Here is a 20,429-nt window from a genome sequence, read left to right on the forward strand (position 1 = left end):
CCCATGTTCAAGATCCAGACCCTCAACAACATCAGCCGTATCGGCCTAGACCGCCTGCCGGCCGACCGCTACGAAGTCGCCACCGACATGGCCCAGCCCGACGCGGTGCTGGTGCGCTCGGCCGACATGCACAAGCTCGACATCCCGAGCTCGATCAAGGCCATCGGTCGCGCGGGTGCGGGCACCAACAACATCCCCGTGGCTGCCATGAGCGAGCGCGGCGTGCCGGTGTTCAACGCCCCGGGCGCCAATGCCAATGCGGTCAAGGAGCTGGTCATCGCCGGCATGCTGCTCGCCGCGCGCAACATCAGCGAGGCCCTGGGCTTCGTCGCCCGCCTTCGCGAGCACGCCGACCCGCACCACGCCATCGAAGCCGAGAAGAAGCGCTTCGCCGGCTTCGAGCTGGCCGGCAAGACGCTCGGCGTGATCGGCCTCGGCGCGATCGGTGTCAAGGTGGCGAATGCCGCGCGCGCGCTGGGCATGCGCGTGGTCGGCTTCGACCCGCACATGACCATCGACGGCGCCTGGCAGCTGTCCTCGGATGTGGTCAAGGCCGGCAGCCTGAACGAGCTGTTCGCGGCGTCCGACTTCATCAGCTTCCACGTGCCGCTGAATGACGCCACCCGCGGCATCTTCGGCGCTTCGGCGCTCGAAGCCGCCCGTCGCGGCGTGGTGCTGCTTAACTTCGCCCGCGAGGGCATCGTCGATCCTCAGGCCCTGCGCCAGGGCCTGGAGAGCGGCGTGATCGGCCACTACGTCAGCGATTTCCCGAGCGTCGATCTGGTCGGCAATGCGCGCGTCATCGCGCTGCCGCATCTCGGCGCCTCCACTGCCGAAGCCGAAGAGAACTGCGCGGTCATGGTCGCCGACCAGATCCGCGACTACCTGGAGAACGGCAACGTGCAGAACTCGGTGAACTTCCCCAACACGCGCATGGCGCGCGAGGGCAAGGCGCGGCTGTGCATCGCCAATCGCAATCGGCCGAACATGATCGGCCAGCTTTCGCACCTGCTGGGCGAGGCCGGCTTCAACATCGCGCAGATGCACAACGCCTCGCGCGGCGAGCTGGCCTACACTCTGCTCGACGTCGACTCGCCGGTCGACGCCGCGGTGGTGGCGAAGATCGCCCAGGTCGACGGCATCCTGTCGGTGCGGGTGGTCTGATGGCCACGCGCAGGCAGGCGGGGCAGGGAGGCAAGCCGCCTGCCGCGCCGAAGAAATCGAAGTCCGCGACGAAGCCCGCAGCGAAGCGCGCGCCCAAGGTCGAGCTGCCCGAATCGACTGCGCTGCCGCCGGCGCTGGCGCAGGCGCGTGAGCGCATCGACAGCATCGACCAGAGCATCCAGAACCTGATCGCCGAGCGCGCACAGTGGGCGCAGCAGGTCGGCCGTGCCAAGGGTCCCCTGAAAGCGGCGGTCGACTACTACCGGCCCGAGCGCGAAGCCCAGGTGCTGCGCAAGGTCGTCGATCGCAACGACGGTCCGCTGCACGACGAGACCCTGGTGCGCCTGTTCCGCGAGATCATGTCGGCCTGCCTCGCCCAGCAGGAGCCGCTGCGGATCGGCTTCCTCGGGCCTGAGGGCACCTTCAGCCAGCAGGCCGTGCACAAGCACTTCGGCCATTCGGCCCACGGCATGCCGCTTTCCAGCATCGAGGAGGTCTTTCAGGAGGTCGAAGCCGGCAACGCCGATTTCGGCGTGGTGCCCGTCGAGAACTCCGGCCAGGGCACCATCCAGTCGACCCTGGACATGTTCCTGACTTCGAAGCTGAAGATCTGCGGCGAGGTCGAGCTGCGGGTGCACCAGTACCTGCTGAATCGCTCCGGCCGCATCGAGGACATCGAGCGCATCTATTCGCATCCGCAGTCCTTGGGCCAGTGCAAGACCTGGCTGCGCCAGTACCTGCCCAAGGTCGAGAAGCTGCCGGTGGTCAGCAATGCCGAAGCCGCGCGGCGCGCACGCACGGCGGACGATGCAGCGGCGATCGCGGGCGAGTCGGCGGCGCATGTGTACGGGCTCAAGGTCGTTGCTGGCCCGATCGAGGATCGACCGGACAACACCACGCGCTTCCTGGTGATCGGCCGCGAGCTGTTCCCGCCCTCGGGCCACGATCGCACCTCCCTGCTGGTGTTCGTGCGCGACCAGCCCGGCGCGCTCTACAACGTGCTGCGGCCGCTGGCCGAGCATGGCGTGAGCATGAATCGCATCGAGTCACGGCCTTCGCACGAGGGCAAGTGGCAGTACGCCTTCTTCATCGACATCGCCGGCCACGTCGAGGACGCGCCGGTGCGTGCGGCGCTGTCGGCGCTGGGCGAGTTCGCCTCGCAGGTGCGCATCCTCGGCAGCTATCCGGTGGCGGTGCTGTGAGCGGGGCAGGGGGCGTGTATCTCGCCATGCGCGCGGCGCGTGGCCTGCAGGGCCGCATCCGCGTGCCCGGCGACAAGTCGGTCAGCCACCGCGCGGTGATGCTGGCCTCGCTCGCCGAGGGTGTCAGCCACATCAGCGGCTTCCTCGAAGGCGAGGACACCCGCGCCACGGCGCGCGCGTTCGCGCAGATGGGCGTGCGCATGGAGGCGCCCGAGCCCAGCGTCCGCGTCGTGCATGGCGTCGGCCTGCACGGGCTGTCCGCCCCGGCTGCCGCCATCGACTGCGGTAATGCCGGCACCGGCATGCGTCTGCTCGCCGGCCTGCTGGCGGGGCAGGGCTTCGACAGCGAACTGGTCGGCGATGAGTCACTGACCCGGCGGCCGATGAACCGCGTGGTGCTGCCGCTGCGGCAGATGGGTGCCGTGATCGACACCGCCGAAGAAGGTCGCCCGCCGCTGCGTATCCACGGCGGTCGCGCGCTCAAGGGCATCCGCTACGAACTGCCGGTCGCCAGCGCACAGGTCAAGTCGGCCCTGCTGTTGGCCGGTCTGTACGCGCAAGGTGAAACCGAGACGATCGAGCCGCACCCGACCCGCGACTACACCGAGCGCATGCTCACGGCCTTCGGCGTTGACATCGATTTCGCGCCCGGCCGCGCGCGCCTGAGTGGCGGCCAGCGCCTGCGCGCCACCGATGTGCAGGTGCCGGCGGACTTCTCCTCCGCGGCTTTCTTCATCGTCGCCGCAAGCCTGGTGCCGGGCTCCGATCTGCTGATCGAGCAGGTTGGCATCAACCCGCGCCGCACCGGCCTGCTGGAGGCGCTGCGCCTGATGGGCGCGGACATCACGCTGGAGAACCGCAGCGAGCACGGCGGCGAACCGGTCGCTGATCTGCGCGTGCGCCATGCGCGCCTGCGCGGCGCGGTGATTCCCGAGCACGTCGTACCTGACATGATCGACGAGTTCCCGGCCCTTTTCATCGCCGCGGCCTGTGCCGAGGGTGTGACCACGGTCAGCGGTGCGGCCGAGCTCAGAGTCAAGGAATCCGACCGCATCCGCAGTATGGCCGAGGGCCTGCTGGCGCTGGGGGCGCACATCGAGGAGCGCTCCGACGGGGCGATCATCGAAGGCGGCACCCTGCGCGGCGGCACGGTCCACGCCCGCGGCGACCACCGCATCGCCATGAGCTTCGCCATCGCCGGCCAGCGCAGTCAGGGCGAAGTGCGCATCGAGGACTGCGCCAACGTGGCGACCTCGTTCCCGGGCTTCGTTGAGCTGGCGCGGGGCTGCGGCTTTGAGCTGGTCGAAACCGCGGGCTGATCGCGGCTAGGCCGGCATCGCCCCAGCCGCTAAACTGAGCGGATGACCACGAACGCCCAGACCCTGCCGCCCGTCCTGACCATCGATGGCCCCTCGGGCTCCGGCAAGGGCACGGTGGCGAGGGCGGTGGCGAAGCAGCTGGGCTGGCATTTCCTCGATTCGGGCGCGCTGTACCGCGCCGTGGGCCTGGCCGCGGGCTGGCACGATCTGGATCTCAGCGATGCCGAGGCTCTGGAGCGCTGCGCGCGCGAGACCCGGGTCGGATTCGAGGAGCGCGACAGCGGCGAGCCCCGGGTGTTCGTCGACGGCGTCGACGCGACCGACGAGCTTCGCACCGAGACGGCAGGAGCCGCTGCCTCGGCGATCGCCGCCCTGCCGCCGGTGCGTGCCGCCCTGTTCGACAAGCAGCGCGCGTTCCGGCAGCCTCCGGGCCTGGTGGCCGATGGTCGCGACATGGGCACGGTGATCTTCCCCGATGCCCCCTACAAGGTCTTTCTGACCGCCAGCGCCGCCGAACGCGCCGGGCGTCGCTATAAGCAGTTGAAGGATAAGGGTCTCGCGGTTACACTCGCCGGTCTGCTGGAGGAGATTGTCGCGCGCGACGCGCGTGATGCCGAACGCACCGTGGCCCCCCTGAAGCCCGCAGCCGATGCGGTCCTCATCGATTCCACCGGCGTTCCCGTCGACACCGTGATCGAACGCGTGCTCGCCGTGCTGCGCTGATTGGCGCCGCATCGCGGGCTGGCTTCGCGCCGGAACGCCCGACTTTTCCGACTGCGGAAACCCGAACCCCCGGGCCATGAAGGCACGGGTCAACCCACAGATGTCCGAAGGCCGTCCCGATCCGTCGGGTCGAACCCGAGGCCGTCGCACAGCCGGTGGCCGGCGCAAGTTTTGGCGCGTCAGGCCGTGTGTCCAACCTGGAAATTCACCCCCATGACCGAAAGTTTTGCTGAACTGTTCGAGCAGAGCGAAAAGCTCTCCAAGCTCAAGCCGGGCGCCATTGTCGTCGGCACCATCGTCGAGATCCGCTCCGACGTGGTTGTCGTCAACGCAGGCCTGAAGTCCGAAGGCATCGTCCCGATCGAGCAGTTCAAGAACGAGCAGGGCGAGCTCGAAGTCGCCGTCGGCGACGAAGTCAAGGTTGCGCTCGACTCGCTCGAGAACGGCTTTGGCGAGACCGTCCTCTCCCGTGAGAAGGCCAAGCGTTCGCTGGTGTGGGACGAGCTCGAGGAAGCCCTCGAAGCCAATGCCACCATCACCGGCCGGATCAGCGGCAAGGTCAAGGGCGGTTTCACCGTCGACATCAAGGACGTCCGCGCTTTCCTGCCGGGCTCGCTGGTCGACGTGCGCCCCGTGCGCGACCCGGTGTACCTGGAAGGCAAGGACATCGAGTTCAAGATCATCAAGCTCGACCGCAAGCGCAACAACGTCGTCGTCTCCCGCCGCGCGGTGGTCGAGAGCGAGTACAGCGCCGAGCGTGAGCAGCTGCTGGAGCGCCTGCAGGAGAACGCGGTCGTCAAGGGTGTGGTCAAGAACCTCACCGACTACGGCGCCTTCGTGGACCTCGGCGGCATCGACGGCTTGCTGCACATCACCGACATGGCGTGGAAGCGCGTGCGTCATCCGTCCGAAGTCGTCAACGTCGGCGACGAGCTGGACGTCCGCGTGCTGAAGTTCGACCGCGAGCGCAACCGCGTCAGCCTTGGCCTGAAGCAGCTGGGCGAGGATCCGTGGGAGAACATCGCCCGCCGCTACCCGAATGGCTCGCGCATCATCGGCAAGGTCAGCAACGTCACCGACTACGGCTGCTTCGTCGAGATCGAAGCTGGCGTCGAAGGCCTGGTCCACGTGTCCGAGATGGACTGGACCAACAAGAACGTCAACCCGTCCAAGGTCGTGCAGGTCGGCGATGAAGCCGAAGTCATGGTGCTGGACGTGGATGAAGAGCGTCGCCGCATCTCGCTGGGCATCAAGCAGTGCACCTCGAACCCGTGGGAAGCCTTCGCGGCGATGCACAAGAAGGGTGACAAGGTCGAAGGCCAGATCAAGTCGATCACCGACTTCGGCATCTTCATCGGCCTGGACGGCGGCATCGATGGCCTGGTGCACCTGTCCGACATCAGCTGGAACGCCACCGGCGAAGACATCGTCCGCAACTTCAAGAAGGGCGAGAACGTCGAAGCCGTGGTGCTGGCGGTCGATCCCGAGCGTGAGCGCATCTCGCTGGGCATCAAGCAGCTGGAGCAGGATCCGTTCGGCCAGTTCATGGCCGGCAATCCGAAGGGCAGCATCCTGAATGGCGTGGTCAAGGAAGTGGACGCGCGCGGCGCGACCATCGAGCTGGCCGACGGCATCGAGGGCTACCTGCGCGCCTCGGACATCGCCAAGGAGCGCATCGACGACGCCACCCAGCACCTGAAGGTGGGCGACAACGTCGAAGCCAAGTTCATCGGCATGGACCGCAAGGGCCGCACCCTGCAGCTGTCGATCCGCGCGAAGGAAGAGGCCGACCTGCAGGACGTGCTGGACGAGTACCAGAACGCTGCCGGCGGCACCACCAAGCTGGGCGCGCTGCTGCGCGAGCAGCTGGGCAACAAGGGCGACTAAGCCCCAACACGCGTCGCGGCTGCGCCTTCCGGTGCAGCCGCGGCGTGCTGTCGGAAGGTGCGCCCGCATCCCTGCGAGAACCCTTTCGATTTCCGGTCCGGCGGGCGTTCGCGCCCGTCGGGCTCCCGGTGTGACGTGCGTTCGTCGCGCCCAGGGTTGAATCGGCTCGCGCCTTTGCCAGCCCAGACTCGAGCTGCTCCATGACCAAGTCCGAACTCATTGAAGCCCTGGCACGCAACCAGTCCCATCTGAAGGCCGACGACGTCGACCTCGCGGTGAAGACCCTGCTGGAGCAGATGAGCACGGCGCTGGCCACGGGCGAGCGCATCGAGATCCGCGGCTTCGGCAGCTTCAGCCTGCATTTCCGTCCGCCGCGCATGGGCCGCAATCCCAAGACCGGCGATTCGGTCGCCCTGCCGGGCAAGTACGTGCCGCACTTCAAGCCCGGCAAGGAGCTGCGCGAGCGCGTCAACGACGGCAACGCCAAGCTCTGAGACCCGCCTCCTTCGGCCTGCGGCGTGATTCCCGCAGTCCGCGATGTCCGCCGCGCCGCATTCGGCGCGCGCTGTCCCGGTTTTGCGCGCAGCGATCCTGCGCAGGGCCGTCCCGCTACCCCTGCCGCCCGTCCGTCGAGCAGCCCTCCGCGCTGGTGGCAGCCACTGCCCGTGGCGGCATGAGTGCTCGTCTACAATGCCCGCCTGGTTGCCGTCGCTCCTGTGCGCGATGGTCCTTTCGGGAGCCCGCATGCGCATTCTGTTGACCGTGGTCGCGCTCGGCCTGCTGGGATTGGGCTTCCTCTTTGGCGCCCTCAATCCTGCGCCGGTCGCGATCGATCTGTTCGGCTTCGATTTCTCGCTTCGCCTCGGCCTGGCCCTGCTGCTGGCGGCCCTCACCGGAGCGTTTGCGGCCGGCCTGCTGCTGACCGTGCTGGTGCTGATGCCGCGGAGCAGGAAGCTGCGCCGCCTCACGATCGAACTCAAGGCGGCGGAAGCGGCCCAGCGGAACGCCCTGCAGTGAGTGAGCTTCTGCTGCTGTTCCTGCTGCTGCCCGTGGCCATGGCCTGGGGCTGGTACGCCGGTCGCCGCAACGCCGAGCGTGCCGGTGGGCATCGCGTCAGCCGGCTGTCGACCCGCTATTTCAAGGGCCTGAACTACCTGCTCAACGAGCAGCCGGACAAGGCGATCGAAGTCTTCCTGCAGATCGCCGAGATCGACAGCGACACGGTCGAGACCCACTTCGCGCTGGGCAGCCTGTTCCGGCGCCGCGGCGAGGTCGATCGCGCGATCCGCATCCACCAGAACCTGATCGAGCGGAGCACGCTGACCGATGAGCAGCGCGTGCAGGCCGTGCTCGAGCTTGGCGAGGACTACATGCGCGCCGGCCTGCTCGATCGTGCCGAAACCCTGTTCGCCGACCTCGTCCGCCTGGGCGAGCAGGCCCCGCAGGCCCTGCGCCATCTGCTGGTGATCTACCAGGCCGAGCGCGACTGGGAAAAGGCCATCGAGCACGCTCAGCGCCTGGAGGCCGCGACCGGCGAACCCACCGGCCGCCTGGTCGCGCATTTCCACTGCGAGCTGGCCGAAAAGGCTCGCCGGCAGGGCCGCAGCGCCGACGCGCGCGCGCTGCTCCAACAGGCGTTCGCGGCCGAAGCCAACTGCGTGCGCGCCGGCATCATCGAGGGCCAGATCGAGCTCGCCGAAGGGCGCGACGCGCTCGCCGTGCGTGCTTTCGAGCGCGTCGCCCGGCATGAGCCCGACGCCCTGCCGGAAGTGCTGAAGCCGCTGCTTTCGGCTTATGGGCGCCTCGGGGAACGGGCGCGGGCGCGGGCCTTCCTCGCCGAGATGAGCGAGCGCTATGCCGGCGTGGCGCCGGTGCTGGCCCTGTTCCAGCTGATCCGCGAAGACGATGGCGACTGCGCCGCCGCCGACTACCTGAGCGAAGCCCTGCGCCAGCGCCCGTCGATCAAGGGCCAGGCTGCCCTGATCGAGCTGGGCACGTCGAGGCCCGCCGAGGCGGCGCTGCCGATCCTGCGCGTGCTCGAACAGACCACCGGCCAGCTCGCCTCCAGCGTGCTCACCTACCGCTGCAACCGCTGCGGTTTCGGCGCCCGCCAGCACCACTGGCAGTGCCCGAGCTGCAAGAGCTGGAGCAGCGTGCGTCCGATCCACGGCCCGGCGGGGGATTGATGCCGCTGTCGTTGGCTTCGATGGGCCCGCTTGCGTCGGTACTGCTGCTGCTTGGCAGCGGCCTGCTGGCTTTTCTGATCTGCAGGTTTGCACTGGCCTACGCCCTGCGTCGCGGCCTGATGGATGCACCTGGACGCCGCCGCTCGCATGTGGTCGCCACCCCGCGCGGCGGCGGCATCGGCTTCGTGCTGGTGCTCGCTGCGCTGGCGCCGCTGCTGCTGACGCCGGCGACGCTGGGCCTGTCCTTCAGCGCGGGCCTGCTCGCGGTCGCGGCCGTCGGCTGGTGGGACGACCATCGGCCGCTGTCGGCGCGATTCCGGCTTGTCGTCCATGTGCTGGCGGCGGCCCAGTTCCTGTGGGTGCTACAGGGAACGCCAACGGACATGCAGACGGCCCTGCACTTCGGGCTCGGCCTGCTGTGGATCGTGAGTCTGGTGAACTTCTGGAACTTCATCGACGGCATCAACGGACTTGCTGCCCTGCAGGCGGTAATCGCCGCGGGCCTGTACGCAGGTCTCGCCCAGGCGGCCGGTCTCGCGGGGGCGGCCGTGTTGATGCTGGCCCTGTCCTCGGCGGTGCTGGGATTCCTGCCCTACAACCTGCCGCGCGCACGCCTGTTCATGGGCGATGTCGGCAGCGGCGCACTCGGCTTCGCACTCGGTGCCTTCGCCTTGCTGCTGCTGCCCAGCGTGCGTGCGCCCTGGCTGCTGCTGCTGCCGGTGGCAGCGGTCCTCGCCGATGCCGGCCTGACCCTGGCCAAGCGCATGCTGTTGGGGCGCCGCTGGTATGCTGCGCACCGGGAACATCTCTACCAGTGGTGGGTCCGACGCGGCGCCAGCCACGTGCGCGTCAGCCTTGCCTACGCTGCCTTCAGCCTCCTGGTGATCCTGCCTTCCATGGTCCTTGCCCTTGAACAGCCCGCCCTACGCCTGCCGATCGCGATTGGCGTGTATGCCCTGGCCGGCCTGATCTGGCTCTGGGGCAGGGCGCGGCTGCTGCGGAGGCCGCGCTGATGGTCAGCCGCGTCGCCGGCTTGATCGGCCGCGTGCATCCGCGCCTTGCCGTGGTGCTGCATGACCTGCTGATGGTCTGGGCGGCGTGGGTCATCTCCAACGCCCTGCGCTTCAGCCTGGTGCCGAACGCACCGTCCTTCACCCTGTTTCCGCCCGAGCTGCCGGTGGTGCTGCTGGCCCAGGGCGTGGTGCTGTGGTGGACCGGCCTGTATCGCGGGCTGTGGCGCTTCGCCAGCCTGCCCGACCTGTGGAACATCGCGCGCGCCTGTCTGCTCGGCGCGCTGGCCGTGTTCAGCGCCCTGTTCCTGCTGACGCGACTTGAGAACGTGCCGCGCACGGTGATGGCGCTCTACCCGCTGACCCTGCTGGTCTGCCTCGGCGCACCGCGCTGGCTCTACCGCTTCTGGAAGGACAGCCGCTACGGCGGGGCTCCGCGCCTGCAGCCGCTGCGCGTGCTGGTGATCGGTGCAGGCAGCGCCGGTGAGGCGCTGGTGCGCGACCTGCGCCGCGAGGGGCGTTTCCGTCCGCTCGGCCTGATCGACGACAACCGCGCGTTGCGCGGCGCCAAGGTTCACGGCGTGCCGGTGCTGGGCGACCTCGACCAGCTTGCGCAGATCGCCCGCGAAGTCGCCGCCGAAATGCTGCTGATCGCCATGCCGTCTGCCAGCAACCAGCAGATGCAGCGCGCGGTCGAGCGCTGCGAGGACAGCGGCCTGCCGTTCCGCACGGTGCCGCGCCTGCAGGACGTCATCGACGGTCGCTCCAGCTTCAACCAGCTGAAGGAAGTCGCGATCGAGGACCTGCTCGGCCGCGATCCGGTGGCGCTGGACTGGACCGCGATCCGCACCGGGCTGTCGGGCCGGCGCGTGCTTGTCAGCGGCGGCGGCGGCTCGATCGGGTCGGAGCTCTGCCGCCAGGTCGCGCGGCTCGGGGTGTCTTCGCTGATCGTGCTGGAGCAGTCCGAATACAACCTCTACCGCATCGAGCAGGAGCTCTGCGCCGAATTCCCGGAGCTGCTGGTGGTGCCGGTGCTGGGCGACTGCGGCGATCCGGCGGTGGCCGAGTACGCGCTGTCGGAGTTCCGGCCCGAACTGGTCTTCCACGCCGCCGCCTACAAGCACGTGCCCCTGCTCGAGGGCATGGTGCGCGAGGCGGTGCGCAACAACGTGCTGTCGACCCAGGTGCTGGCCCAGGCCGCGCTGCGCCACGGCGTCGGCAGTTTCGTTCTGATCAGTTCCGACAAGGCCGTCAATCCGGCCAATGTGATGGGCGCCAGCAAGCGGCTGGCCGAGCTGCTGTGCCAGACCCTGCAGGGCCAGGGCGGCACGCGCTTCGTCACCGTGCGCTTCGGCAACGTGCTGGATTCCGCCGGCAGCGTGGTGCCGCTGTTCCGCGAGCAGATCCGCCGCGGTGGGCCGGTGACGGTCACCCATCCTGAGATCACCCGCTACTTCATGACGATTCCCGAGGCCTGCCAGCTGATCCTGCAGGCGGCCACGCTGGGCGAGGGCGGCGAGATCTTCGCCCTCGACATGGGCCAGCCGGTGAAGATCCAGTACCTGGCCGAACAGATGATCCGGCTCGCCGGCAAGCGTCCGGGCGAGGACATCCGCATCGAGTTCACCGGCCTGCGCGCGGGCGAAAAGCTTTTCGAGGAGCTGTTCCATCCGCAGGAGGACTACCAGCCCACCCGGCACCCCAAGATCATGCTGGCGCAGCCGCGCGAGCTCGCCGCCCAGTCGATCCAGCAGCAGCTGCTGCGGCTGCGCCAGGCCAGCCAGCAGTACGACTCGGCGCAGATGCTGGAGATCCTGCAGCAACTGGTGCCCGAGTTCCGCCGCAGCGAAGACGCGCCCGGCGTGGTGTCGCTGCACCGCGTCTCCTGAACTGCCAACCGAATCCCCCTCACATGACCCAACGCATCCGCAAGGCCGTGTTTCCCGTGGCCGGACTCGGCACCCGCTTCCTGCCCGCCACCAAGACGGTGCCGAAGGAGATGCTGCCGATCGTCGACAAGCCGCTGATCCAGTACGCGGTCGACGAGGCGATCGAAGCCGGCTGCGACACCCTGGTGTTCATCACCAACCGCTACAAGCACGCGGTGGCCGACTACTTCGACAAGGCCTACGAGCTCGAACAGAAGCTCGAGCGTGCCGGCAAGCAGGAGCTGCTCGACGTCGTCCGCGGCGTGCTGCCGCCGCATGTGCGGGCGATCTTCGTGACCCAGGCCGAAGCGCTGGGCCTCGGTCATGCGGTGCTGTGCGCCGAGCCGGTGGTCGGCAATGAGCCGTTCGCCGTGCTGCTGCCCGACGATCTGATCTGGAACGCCAGCGGCCCCGGCGCCTTGAAGCAGATGGCTGATCTGGCCGAGCGCGAGCAGGCCAGCGTGATCGCAGTCCAGGACGTGCCGCGCGCGCAGACCTCCAGCTACGGCATCGTCGCCACGGACGCCTTCGAAGGCCGCTCGGGCCGCATCCACGCGATGGTCGAAAAGCCCAGGCCAGAGGTCGCGCCCAGCACCCTGGGTGTGGTCGGACGCTACCTCCTGGGCCCCGGCATTTTCGATGCGCTGCGCGCTACCCGGCCGGGCGCCGGCGGCGAGATCCAGCTGACCGACGCGATCGCCGCCCGCCTCGCCCAGCACAAGACCCTGGCCTATCACTTCGAGGGCACCCGCTTCGACTGTGGCAGCCACATCGGCCTGATCCAGGCCACGATCCGCTTCGCGCTGGACCACGAGAAGCTCAGCTCCGCCGCGCAGAGCTTCATGCGGCAGACGCTGGAAGAGCTCTCGCACAGCGAGGCGCCGCTGGAATAGGGCGGGGCGCGAGGGCGGGGATTCAGAGGCGGGGCGTATAATCCGCGCCCCTCGCTCGCAGACGCCCGCCACCCCATGTCCAGCACCGCCCCCAAAGTCGGTTTCGTCAGTCTCGGCTGCCCCAAGGCGCTGGTCGACTCCGAGCGCATCCTCACCCAGCTGAAGGTCGAGGGCTACGAGATCGTGCCGACCTATGACGAGGCCGACGTGGTGGTGGTCAACACCTGCGGTTTCATCGACTCGGCGGTGGACGAGTCGCTCGACGCGATCGGCGAGGCGATCAGCCAGAACGGCCGGGTGATCGTCACCGGCTGCCTGGGCAAGCGCCCCGAGACGATTCGCGAGGCGCACCCGGAAGTGCTGGCGATCAGCGGGCCCCAGGACTACGCGAGCGTGATGAACGCGGTGCACGAAGTCGTCGCCCCACAGCACAACCCCTACATCGACCTGCTGCCGGACTACGGGCTGAAGCTCACGCCCAAGCACTTCGCCTATCTCAAGATCTCCGAAGGCTGCAATCACCGCTGCAGCTTCTGCATCATCCCCAGCATGCGCGGCGACCTGGTCAGCCGGCCGGTGGACGACGTGCTGCGCGAGGCCGAAAAGCTGGCGCGCGGTGGCGTCCGCGAGCTGCTGGTGATCTCGCAGGACACTTCGGCTTACGGCGTGGACTTGAAGTACGCCGAGCGCGAGTGGCGCGGCAAGACCTACCAGACGCGCATGAAGGCGCTGTGCGAAGGCCTGTCCGAGCTCGGCATCTGGACGCGCCTGCACTATGTGTATCCGTATCCGCACGTCGACGACGTGATTCCGCTGATGGCTGAAGGCAAGCTGCTACCGTATCTGGACATTCCCTTCCAGCACGCCAGCCCGAAGATCCTGCGCGCCATGCGCCGCCCCGGTGCGGTCGACAAGACACTCGAGCGCATCCAGCGCTGGCGCGAGACCTGTCCCGAGCTCGCGATCCGCAGCACCTTCATCGTCGGCTTCCCCGGCGAGACCGAGGACGACTTCGAGGAGCTGCTGGACTTCCTCGAAGCGGCCCAGCTCGATCGCGTCGGCGCCTTTGCTTATTCCCCGGTCGAGGGCGCGGCGGCCAACGACCTGCCGGGCGCGGTGCCGGAGGAAGTGAAGCAGGAGCGCCTGCAGCGCTTCATGGAGCTGCAGGCCGAGATCAGCGAGGCCAAGCTGGCCGCCAAGGTCGGCACGCTGCAGCCGGTGATCATCGACCACCTCGAAGGCGAGCTCGCGATCGGCCGCTCGCGCTTCGACGCGCCCGAGATCGACGGCCTGGTGCAGATCCAGGACGGCGAGGCCATGGGCGTGAAGCCCGGCGACATCGTCAACGTGCGCATCCTCGGCAGCGACGAGCACGACCTGTTCGGCCTGATCGGCCCGGGCGAGGATGAGCTCGACGACTGACGCCATGGCCAAGCGTCGCTTCGAGGCGCCCGCGCGCGAGGCCGTCGATCGGGCGGTCTTCGAGCATCCGGCCTTCGCGCCGTATCGCTTCGAGCTGGATCTGCTCACCGTCGAGCACTGGCCCGACATGGGTACGCTCAATGCGCGCGGCTGCGGCTTGAAGCACGCCGGCACCGGGCGCAGCCTGCGCTTCGTCGAGCAGACGCCTGAGCTGCTGGCCGAAGGCCTGCACTACGAGACCCGCATCTTCGAGCGCGGCGAGATTCCCACCCGCGCCGACAACTGGCATGACCTGCTGAACGCGCTGGTGTGGATGCGCTTTCCTCAGCTCAAGTCCGCGCTCAACGCCCGCCAGGCTGCCGACGTGGCCACGGTCGGTGCCAGCGAGCGCACCCGCGGCCAGTGCGCACTGACGCATTTCGATGAAGCCGGCGTGCTGGTGCGGGTGTCCGATGCGCACACGCTGGCGCTGTGGGATGCGCACGACTGGGGCGCGCTCGGTGCCCGCGCCCAGCTCGACCCCGAGGCACTCGAAGCCCACGTATTCGGGCATGCGCTGCTGGAGCACGCGCTGTACCCGCAGCCGCTGCTGGTCGGCAAGGCCATCGCCGTGCTGGCGCCGCCCGAAGTCTCCACCAGCACGCTAGTTCGCCGCGTCGCCGAGGGCATCGCTGCAGGCGAACTGCTGACCGATCCGCAGGAGCTGCGTCCCTTGCCCACGGCGCTGCTGCCCGGCTGGCATCCGCGCAGCGGCGAGGCGGAATTCCTGCGCGAGGGCGAGTGCTTCCGGCCGCTGCGCGAGGGCAGGGTGTATCCGCTGGCGGTGGAACTCGACCCGGACGCTGGGCCCTGAAGCCGCTGAGCGGGTTCTGTCACGCTTCGCGCCTTCCCGCATCCTGTCGCGACACCCTGTTCGGCCGCGCGGCCGATTGCGTTTGTAGGCAGAGCAGGCAGGATGCTCGCGCGAGGACTGTGTTCAAGGAGCCGACTGCATGGGATGGGAACGATTTCACGCGAGCTGCCGGCGACATCTGCGTCGTTCGGGCGAGGATTTCGCGGCGACGCTGGAGTACTTCCGCTCGCATCGCGACGCGGCCTTGCTCGGGCCGCCGCCGCGGAGCGACTCACTGGCCGACAGCCTTATGCAGGCGCTGGCGCGCATGCCGGTCGAAGCCCGTGAGATCGCGCTGCAGCGCTACGCGACGCTTGATCTGGACGATCTGCTGAAGCCGCCGCTGGGTCGGGCAAGGGTGAGCCTGTACCTGCTGCTGCTCAGCGCGATGCTGATCCTGATGGTGTCCATCTTCAGCCTGTTCGTGCTGCCCTCGCTGCAGAGCTTCTACGCCGCTGCGGGCCACGTCCTGCCCGAGTTCAGTCAGCAGGTCATGCGCTGGGCGCCGCTGCTTGCCGTCGGGGTGTCGCTTCTGGCCGGCTATGTCCTTGCTTCGGCGCTGGCGCTGCGAGGCCTGTTGCCCTCTGCAGGTTCGCGTGTGTCCGCTCGGCGCCTCGCCTGGCTTCTGCCTCTCGCACTGCGTGCTCAAGGCACCCGGGTGCGTGCGCTTGTCGCCAGTCCGGCCCTCGCCGTGGACGACCTTGCACTGAAGCATGAGCTGGCCGCGATGGAGTCGGAGGGGCTGCTGCTCTCCGAGGAGCTGCCCGCGATTCTTCGCCTTCAAGCCCAAGGACTGCAGCGACGGGCGGAACGCTTCAGTGTCGGGCTGCTGCTTCTGCTGTCGCTCGCCGTGGTGGCGAGCATCGCCACCTTCCTGGTCGCCATCTACCTGCCAATCTTCAGGATGGGTTCCTCGCTATGAACAAAGCACGCGGTTTCACCCTGATCGAACTGATGATCGTGGTCACCATCATCGGCATCCTCGCAGCCATCGCGCTGCCGAGCTACCAGACCTATATCCAGCGCGCCGAGATCGTCGAGGCCATATCGCTGGCCGAGCATGCGCGTCGGAGGGTGGAGCAGTACTACACCGAGTTCGAGCGCTTCCCGCAGGACAACAGCACCGCCGGTCTGCCTCTCCCCGACAAGCTCATTGGCAATCGCATCACCGGTGTCGAAGTCGTCGATGGCGCGGTCCATGTCACGCTGGGCTTCAAGGCGTCCGAGAGTCTGCGCGGCAAGGTGCTTTCCTTCCGACCCGCCAGCGTCGACGGCAGCCCGACCAGCCCGATCGCCTGGCTGTGTGGCTTCGAGCAGCCCGTGCCCGGCATGTCGGCCTCGGGTGAGAATCGCACCGACGTTCCCGGCGTGGTGCTGCCCGGCAGCTGCCGCGGTTAGCCAATTCGAACCGGAGCCGCTTTCGATACTTTCGACGCATGCGGATTCGCACGAGCGCGAGGCAATACTGCGCGACACGCGGACCCGGGGAGAGTCGAGCATGGACCACGAAGCCGCCATTGGCGCATTGATGCAGGCCCTGTATGCGCAGGTCTCCGGGCCGGCCGGGCATCGCCGCGACTGGTCGCAGCAGGCCGAGCTGTTCATGCCGTTTGCGCGCATGGTGCGCACCGGTGTCGATGAGGCGGGCACGCCCTGGGCGCTGGTGATGGAGGTCGCCGACTACCCGGCCAACTTCGAGCAGAAGATCGCCGGTGCGCCCTTCTTCGAGGTCGAGATCCATCGCGTGGTGCAGCGCTTCGGCAACATCGCCCAGGTGTTCAGCACCTACGAGGCCTGGCGTGACGCGGCGCAGACCGACTTCATCAAGCGCGGCATCAACAGCATCCAGCTCTACAACGATGGCCAGCGCTGGCGCGTCGCCAACATGATCTGGGACGACGAGCGGCCGGGACTGCGCATCGATCCCGCCTTCCTGCCGCCCTGCACCGACGCCGTCCTTTGAACCTGCTCTTTGTCTGCACCCAGAACCGCCTGCGCAGCCCGACCGCCGAGCAGGTGTTCGCTGACTGGCCGGGCGTGGAGACGGCCTCGGCCGGGCTGGGCAACGAGGCCGCCGTGCCGGTCTCGCCCGAGCTGCTGCAATGGGCGGACTTCGTGTTCGTGATGGAGCCTGTGCACCGGACCCGACTCGCCCAGCGCTTCAAGGCGCACCTCAGGCGCGCCCGGGTGGTCTGCCTCGGTATTCCGGACGACTACGACTACCAGCAGCCCGAGCTGGTCGAGCTGCTGAAGCGCAAGGTCACGCCCTTCCTGCGCTCGCCGCCAGGGCGAGACTGAAGCCCTCGTCCGCGGGAGAATCCTCAAGCCGGATTCCGCACCGGTCGCGGCGCCCGTCCGCCTGGCTTAGTCTTTGGCGCTTCCCATTGCTGGAGCGCCTTCGATGTTCCGTTCGTTGACCCTTGCCCTCTGCCTGGTTTCCTCGGCTGCCATAGCGCAGGAGCCCGCCGCCCCCAGTGACGCCACGGTCCGTGAGCTGCTGGAGATCACCCGCAGCCGTGAGCTGGTCGACAGCATGCGGCCGCAGCTTGAAGCGGTGACCCGACAGGCCATCGGTGACGCAGTGGATCTGTCGCAGCTCTCGCCCGGCCAGGCGCGCATCCTCGACGAAATGCAGGCGGAAATGCTCGATGTCTTCGTCGAAGACATGGCATGGGACGTGATGGAGCCCGATTTCATCGCCATCTACCAGGCCAGCTTCACTGAAGCGGAGCTGCGCGGCATGATCGAGTTCTATTCCACAGAGCTCGGCCAGACCATGATCCGCAAGATGCCGATGGTGATGGAGCAGACCATGGGCATGCTCGGCCAACAGATGCAGCGCGCAGCGCCGCGGCTGCAGGACATCCAGACTCGCGCGATCGAACGCATGCGGAGCTGCTGTGCGGACGAGAAGGTCGAATAGCCTGCGACGCTGACCGGCCTTCCGAGCCGAGGGAGTGAACCCGATGCATCGTGCCGCCTGCCAAGTGCTCCTGTTGCTCGCTGCCGCTGGCGGCGCTACCGCTGCCAGCCCCATCAGCGGCGCCGCTGCCGACCCGTGGGTTCCGCCGTATGCTGGCAATCCCTGTATCGCCCCGGGCGCGGTTCCGGGCCATCAGCTTGAGTTCAACGCTTACTTCGAGCGCGAGGCGGATGCGCAGGGCGTGGCCCGAGCGCTCCCGTCCGAGGTCTTCATGCTGAGCGTGCGACGCTCGGTCGAGGGCCACGACTGGATTCTGATCGCGCGCTATCGCGAGCTGCCGACGCCCAACGACCATGCCGCGCACTCGGAACAGGCCCACGCCCTGGCCCGCGCCACGGGTGGGCGCTATCCCGGCTTTGTCTGCGCGGGGCCGCGCTACAGGCCCGCGGATTCGTCGGCTGCGTCTCCTTCGCCGCCGCAGGCACAGCCCTGATCTTGCCGGCCTTGGCGCCCGCCGAGTGGCGCGGTTGACGAGCGCGCCTTGAATACAGTTGCGGCGGCGGACACCGGTCACGGATGGCTCGGGGCGATCTGGCTAGACTTCACGCCGTTCGCAGCCCCTGCGCTGCTAGTCGACCGCAGTCGCCATGGCTCTCCGCTCCCGCTTGCCCCGTCTCATTCTTCTCGCTGCCGCACTGGCACCGGCCCTGGCTGCCGCTCAATCCGCGCGGCTGGAGATTCCCAAGGCGCAGTTGGAAGCGCTGCTTTCTGCGCAGCCGGGCGACGAGCGTCGCCTGCTGACGGACTGGAGCACGGCCGAACCGCGGCGCGACGCTGCAGCGCCGAAGTCCGTCGAGCTGCGCCTGCGCCGCATCGAGGTCTATGCGCCCGATGCCCGTGTGTTGGAGGCGACCGCTGACGGCTACCGCGAGCTGCCGCGCGATGCGCGTCTGCATTTCGTCGCCGAGCCCAGCGCCGGCCAGCGCATGTCGCTGAGTCTCAACCCCGAGAGCGCCAAGGCCGAGGGGCTGCTGCTGCTCGGTGGGCGCATGTATTCGCTCACCGGCGCGCGCAGCGAGGGCGGGCTGGCGCTCGACGCGAACGATATGGAGCAGCCGCTGCCGGACGGCGCGCTGCGTGTCGCCTCCTGCGTCGGCGACATGAGCGCGGCGGATGCGCCGACCGCGAAGGTCGAAGCGCCGGCCGCACAGCCGCTGCGCGCCCGCGAGGCCGCGAACCTGTTCGGTGCACCGTCGACCCCGGCCCAGCGCCTGGCCATGCAGTCCTTCGCGCCCAAGGCCGCGACGCGACAGGTCACGCTGGCCATCGACACCGACAACGAACTGCTGCAGAAGAAGTTCAGCAACAACACCAGCAATGCGACGGCCTACGTCGCCGCCCTGGTGGCGGCCATGAACGCGATCTACGAGGACGATCCCGCCCAGTACGGCCTGCAGCTGCGCCTGCTGCAGGGCACCCTGATCCTGCGCCCCTCGACCACCGCTGATCCGTACACCAACAGCGACGACATGGCGACGGGCGCGGCCCTGACCGAGTTCGGCAACTGGTGGCAGGCCAACCAGTCCGGGGTGTCGCGCGCTTTCGCGCTCAAGCTCTCGGGCAAGGCCAGCAACCAGTTCAGCTCCTCGGGCATCGCCTGGCTGCTGAGCAGTGGCACTTACTGCACGGCAACGTCGGGCTCGGGTGGGCACTACAGCGTGACCCGCGTATTCCACAGTCCGCAGCTGGTGGCGGCGGACGACGCCTATGTGGTTTCGCATGAGTTGGGCCACAACCTCGGCGCCCGCCACACCCACTGCGCCAATGCCAGCACCGGCGCCCAGGCCGCCACGGGCACCATCGATCGCTGCTTCAACGGCGAGTCTGGCGGCGGCTGCTATGCGGGGCCGCAGGCCTGCCCGACCGGCGCGGAGTCGCCGCTGGCGCCGCAGGGCACGCTGATGTCCTATTGCCATCTCAACGGGCTGAACTGCGGTGTCTCGACCGAACTGCATCCCACCCACGTCAACCAGCTGAACGGGCGACTCGCCAGCCAGCCGAGCAGCTGCGTGGTGCCGATCGGCAGCAACCAGGCGCCGACGATCAATGCGCCTGCCAGCATCAGCGGCGTCGAGGACACGGTGCTGGCCTTGACCGGCATCAGCGTCGCCGACCCTGACAGCGCCAGCCTGGCCGCGACGTTCTCGGTGCCCTCGGGCGCGCTGAATGCGACTGCGGCCGCTGGAGTCAGCGTGAGCGGCAGCGCCAACGCGCGCGTGCTGACGGGCAGCCCCTCGGCCCTGAACAGCTTCCTCTCCGAGGGACGCCTCAGCTATGCGCCGGTCGCGAATGCCAATGGCAACGTGACGCTGGGCCTGTCGGTGACCGATACCGTCGCAGCACCGGTCACGCGTTCGGTGACGCTGGCCATGGCTGCGGTCAACGACGCGCCCACCCTCAACGCGCCTGCCTCGCTGTCCGTACAGGCCAGCGTGTCCTCGGCCATCAGCGGCGTCAGCTACGCCGATGTCGACTCGCCCGGCGGCGGCATTGCCGTGCAGGCAACCTACAGCGCGGGCTCCGGCAGTTTCACTGCCAGCAGCGGCGGTGGTGTCACTGTCAGCGGCTCGGGCAGCGGCAGTCTCACCCTGTCGGGCACCCTGGCCGCCATCAACAGCTTCGTGGCGGCGACGCCGGTGCGCTTCACCGCCTCGCCCACCGGGCCGGCATCGGTCAGTCTGAGCCTGGGCATCAATGACCTCGGCAACACCGGCTCGGGCGGCGCGCTCAGCGCGACGCGCTCGATCAGCGTGTCGGTGAGCGGGCGCGAGGGCGAACTGTTCGCCAACGGCTTCGAACCCTGAACGCCGACGCACCTGC

At 68.5% G+C, this 20,429-nt stretch carries 19 protein-coding genes and 1 pseudogene; all 20 read left to right on the top strand.

Annotation, left to right across the window (positions count from 1 at the left end):
- Positions 1-3 precede the first annotated feature (3 nt).
- The 20 genes and pseudogenes from Q0654_RS12735 to Q0654_RS12830 all read left to right on the top strand — a co-directional run bounded on the left by Q0654_RS12735 (position 4) and on the right by Q0654_RS12830 (position 20,413).
- Positions 4-1,164 (top strand): phosphoglycerate dehydrogenase, encoded by a 1,161-nt coding sequence (locus Q0654_RS12735; protein WP_298854344.1) that lies wholly within the window; start codon positions 4-6, stop codon positions 1,162-1,164.
- Positions 1,164-2,366 carry a prephenate dehydratase gene (pheA, locus tag Q0654_RS12740; protein ID WP_298854346.1) on the top strand — a complete coding sequence of 401 codons (1,203 nt, stop codon included), beginning with the start codon at positions 1,164-1,166 and terminating at the stop codon, positions 2,364-2,366. Before Q0654_RS12735 ends, pheA begins: the two co-directional genes overlap by 1 nt.
- Positions 2,367-2,392: 26 nt before the next feature.
- Positions 2,393-3,685: a 3-phosphoshikimate 1-carboxyvinyltransferase gene (gene aroA, locus Q0654_RS12745; RefSeq protein WP_298854443.1), complete on the top strand. Its 1,293-nt coding sequence runs from the start codon at positions 2,393-2,395 to the stop codon at positions 3,683-3,685.
- Between the two features lie 42 nt (positions 3,686-3,727).
- Positions 3,728-4,408 carry a (d)CMP kinase gene (gene cmk / locus Q0654_RS12750; RefSeq protein WP_298854348.1) on the top strand — a complete coding sequence of 227 codons (681 nt, stop codon included), beginning with the start codon at positions 3,728-3,730 and terminating at the stop codon, positions 4,406-4,408.
- Positions 4,409-4,621: 213 nt separating this feature from the next.
- The gene (rpsA, locus tag Q0654_RS12755; RefSeq protein ID WP_298854350.1) at positions 4,622-6,295 is read left to right on the top strand and encodes a 30S ribosomal protein S1; all 1,674 of its coding nucleotides are present in this window, start codon (positions 4,622-4,624) and stop codon (positions 6,293-6,295) included.
- 176 nt (positions 6,296-6,471) lie between these two features.
- Positions 6,472-6,789, top strand: a pseudogene (locus Q0654_RS12760) (integration host factor subunit beta); the annotation flags it as partial.
- Positions 6,790-6,985: 196 nt separating this feature from the next.
- Positions 6,986-7,312 (top strand): lipopolysaccharide assembly protein LapA domain-containing protein, encoded by a 327-nt coding sequence (locus tag Q0654_RS12765; protein ID WP_298854352.1) that lies wholly within the window; start codon positions 6,986-6,988, stop codon positions 7,310-7,312.
- Positions 7,309-8,481: a lipopolysaccharide assembly protein LapB gene (gene lapB, locus Q0654_RS12770; RefSeq protein WP_298854353.1), complete on the top strand. Its 1,173-nt coding sequence runs from the start codon at positions 7,309-7,311 to the stop codon at positions 8,479-8,481. The genes Q0654_RS12765 and lapB overlap by 4 nt, the downstream gene beginning before the upstream one ends.
- Complete coding sequence (locus Q0654_RS12775; protein WP_298854354.1) at positions 8,481-9,494, top strand: lipopolysaccharide biosynthesis protein; 1,014 nt, start codon at positions 8,481-8,483, stop codon at positions 9,492-9,494. The genes lapB and Q0654_RS12775 overlap by 1 nt, the downstream gene beginning before the upstream one ends.
- Entirely contained in the window at positions 9,494-11,380 is a 1,887-nt protein-coding gene (locus tag Q0654_RS12780; RefSeq protein ID WP_298854355.1) for a nucleoside-diphosphate sugar epimerase/dehydratase, read from the top strand. Before Q0654_RS12775 ends, Q0654_RS12780 begins: the two co-directional genes overlap by 1 nt.
- Before the next feature lie 23 nt (positions 11,381-11,403).
- On the top strand, positions 11,404-12,312 hold the full coding sequence (galU, locus tag Q0654_RS12785) for a UTP--glucose-1-phosphate uridylyltransferase GalU (RefSeq protein WP_298854356.1): 909 nt from the start codon (positions 11,404-11,406) through the stop codon (positions 12,310-12,312).
- A 75-nt stretch (positions 12,313-12,387) separates the two neighbouring features.
- The gene (gene rimO / locus Q0654_RS12790; protein ID WP_298854358.1) at positions 12,388-13,734 is read left to right on the top strand and encodes a 30S ribosomal protein S12 methylthiotransferase RimO; all 1,347 of its coding nucleotides are present in this window, start codon (positions 12,388-12,390) and stop codon (positions 13,732-13,734) included.
- A gap of 4 nt (positions 13,735-13,738) precedes the next feature.
- Positions 13,739-14,587, top strand: a complete 849-nt coding sequence (locus Q0654_RS12795; RefSeq protein WP_298854360.1) for a DUF3025 domain-containing protein — start codon at positions 13,739-13,741, stop codon at positions 14,585-14,587.
- A 139-nt stretch (positions 14,588-14,726) separates the two neighbouring features.
- The gene (locus Q0654_RS12800; RefSeq protein ID WP_298854362.1) at positions 14,727-15,548 is read left to right on the top strand and encodes a hypothetical protein; all 822 of its coding nucleotides are present in this window, start codon (positions 14,727-14,729) and stop codon (positions 15,546-15,548) included.
- Positions 15,545-16,024 (top strand): pilin, encoded by a 480-nt coding sequence (locus Q0654_RS12805; RefSeq protein WP_298854364.1) that lies wholly within the window; start codon positions 15,545-15,547, stop codon positions 16,022-16,024. Before Q0654_RS12800 ends, Q0654_RS12805 begins: the two co-directional genes overlap by 4 nt.
- 100 nt (positions 16,025-16,124) lie before the next feature.
- Positions 16,125-16,589: a hypothetical protein gene (locus Q0654_RS12810; protein WP_298854366.1), complete on the top strand. Its 465-nt coding sequence runs from the start codon at positions 16,125-16,127 to the stop codon at positions 16,587-16,589.
- Positions 16,586-16,924: a low molecular weight protein tyrosine phosphatase family protein gene (locus Q0654_RS12815; RefSeq protein ID WP_298854368.1), complete on the top strand. Its 339-nt coding sequence runs from the start codon at positions 16,586-16,588 to the stop codon at positions 16,922-16,924. The genes Q0654_RS12810 and Q0654_RS12815 overlap by 4 nt, the downstream gene beginning before the upstream one ends.
- Before the next feature lie 103 nt (positions 16,925-17,027).
- Positions 17,028-17,549: a DUF2059 domain-containing protein gene (locus Q0654_RS12820; RefSeq protein ID WP_298854370.1), complete on the top strand. Its 522-nt coding sequence runs from the start codon at positions 17,028-17,030 to the stop codon at positions 17,547-17,549.
- Between the two features lie 43 nt (positions 17,550-17,592).
- A complete protein-coding gene (locus tag Q0654_RS12825; RefSeq protein WP_298854372.1) occupies positions 17,593-18,042 on the top strand; it encodes a hypothetical protein in 450 nt (149 codons plus the stop codon).
- 154 nt (positions 18,043-18,196) lie between these two features.
- A complete protein-coding gene (locus Q0654_RS12830; RefSeq protein ID WP_298854374.1) occupies positions 18,197-20,413 on the top strand; it encodes a M12 family metallo-peptidase in 2,217 nt (738 codons plus the stop codon).
- Positions 20,414-20,429 lie beyond the last annotated feature (16 nt).

Source organism: uncultured Aquimonas sp. (assembly GCF_937888285.1).
Classification (GTDB): domain Bacteria; phylum Pseudomonadota; class Gammaproteobacteria; order Xanthomonadales; family Xanthomonadaceae; genus Aquimonas.